Source organism: Ferruginibacter sp. (assembly GCF_031391665.1).
Taxonomy (GTDB): domain Bacteria; phylum Bacteroidota; class Bacteroidia; order Chitinophagales; family Chitinophagaceae; genus Ferruginibacter.
The window spans coordinates 1-1,784 of sequence record NZ_JANMUN010000047.1 but is presented as its reverse complement, the minus strand read 5'-3'; the positions used below and the strand labels follow the sequence as shown (position 1 = coordinate 1,784).

Sequence of the window (1,784 nt, the reverse complement as noted above, 5' to 3'; positions counted from 1 at the left end):
TTTGGATTACGTTGCAGGTTATGCTTTACTAAATGATTACAGTGAAAGAGCTTTTCAAATCGAAATGGGCGGACAATGGGCAAAAGGAAAAGGCTGCGATACTTTTGCACCTGTTGGCCCATGGTTAGTTACTAAGGATGAAATTACTGATCCTCATAATTTGCGGCTATGGCTGAAGGTGAATGATAAAATGATGCAAGACAGTAACACTGATGATTTAGTTTTTAATATTCCTTTTTTAGTTTCTTATATCAGCCAGTTTATGACCTTGCTGCCTGGGGATATTATTAGTACCGGTACGCCTGCAGGTGTAGGTTTAGGATTTAATCCGCCTGTGTATTTAAAAGATGGCGATGTGGTTGAACTTGGTATTGATGGATTAGGAACAAGTAAACAAACTTGTACAGCGTATGTTAAAAGCTAAAAAATAAATGCAGTTAAGCTATAAAAAAAAATAAATAACAGAAAATGAAAACGCTTATCTGCACTACACCACATCAGTTTAATTATGCCGATACAATACAACCCGTTGCTGCCAAAGGAGAAACTTTACTTAAAATAAAACGCATTGGTATTTGCGGAACCGATTTACATGCATTTGAAGGCAATCAACCTTTTTTTAATTATCCAAGAATATTAGGGCACGAGTTAGCAGCGGAAATTGTAACAACAGATGCAACAGGTTTTTCAATTGGCGAATCAGTTACTTTTATCCCATATTTTTATTGCGGTGAATGTATTGCATGTCGTATGCAAAAATCAAATTGCTGTGTTAATATAAAAGTTTGCGGTGTACATATTGATGGTGGCATGAGAGAATATTTGTCTGTTCCATCTTACTCATTAGTGCATGGTGAAGGATTAAGTTTTGATGAACTGGCATTGATAGAACCATTGGCCATTGGTGCACATGGTGTAAGCAGGGCAGCAGTTACAGCAGGCGAATTTGTTTTAATAATTGGTGCCGGCCCAATTGGATTAGGTACCATGGAGTTTGCGAAAATTGCAGGCGGCAAAGTAATTGCAATGGATATTAATGATAATCGTCTGAACTTTTGCAAAGAGAAATTAAAAGTAGATTTTACAATTAATCCTGCAAATGAAAATGCTTTAGAAAAATTAAAAGCAATTACCAATGGCGATATGCCAACAGTGGTTATAGACGCTACCGGAAATTTAAAAGCCATCAACAATGCCTTTCAGTATTTAGGCCATGGCGGAAGATATGTGTTGATTGGTTTACAAAAAGACGATGTAATTTTTAATCATCCCGAGTTTCATAAAAGAGAAAGTACTTTAATGAGCAGCCGTAATGCAACCCGTGAAGATTTTGAACATGTAATCTTTTCAATGAAAAATGGTTTTGTAAATCCGGCCACCTATATTACTCACAAGGTAAAGTTTGATGATGTAAAAGATAATTTTGAGAGCTGGCTCAATCCTTCTACAGGAGTTATAAAAGCAATGGTTGAATTGTAGTGCAATTAAAAATCTTCAGCTGTTATTTTTAAAATCTTAATTTAGAGAATCAAATTATCTTGATAGTAATTCTATTTTATTATTTTATTTTTTAAAACTTCGGTTGTAATGAAAAAAATATTTTTTACAATAATTGTGCAATTCATTTTCCTGCATTGCAGTTTTGAGTGGAATAAATTTTTAACCTGGATGAATGCGAAGCAATTGAGTTGGATAGCATGGTCAGTATCTGATAAAGTAGAAACCTGTTCTATACTTAATCCATCTGCAGCATCAAAGGGAAAATGGAAAAATGATGATATAAA

General features: G+C 34.5%; 2 protein-coding genes and 1 pseudogene. All 3 read left to right on the top strand.

The window, feature by feature from the left end; translation table 11 throughout:
- On the top strand, window positions 1–424 hold a 424-nt coding region (locus ACY651_RS03735; RefSeq protein ID WP_462249842.1), incomplete at its 5' end, for a fumarylacetoacetate hydrolase family protein.
- Between the two features lie 44 nt (window positions 425–468).
- Entirely contained in the window at window positions 469–1,479 is a 1,011-nt protein-coding gene (locus tag ACY651_RS03730) for a zinc-binding alcohol dehydrogenase family protein (RefSeq protein ID WP_462249840.1), read from the top strand.
- A 108-nt stretch (window positions 1,480–1,587) separates the two neighbouring features.
- Window positions 1,588–1,784, top strand: a pseudogene (locus ACY651_RS03725) (hypothetical protein); the annotation flags it as partial.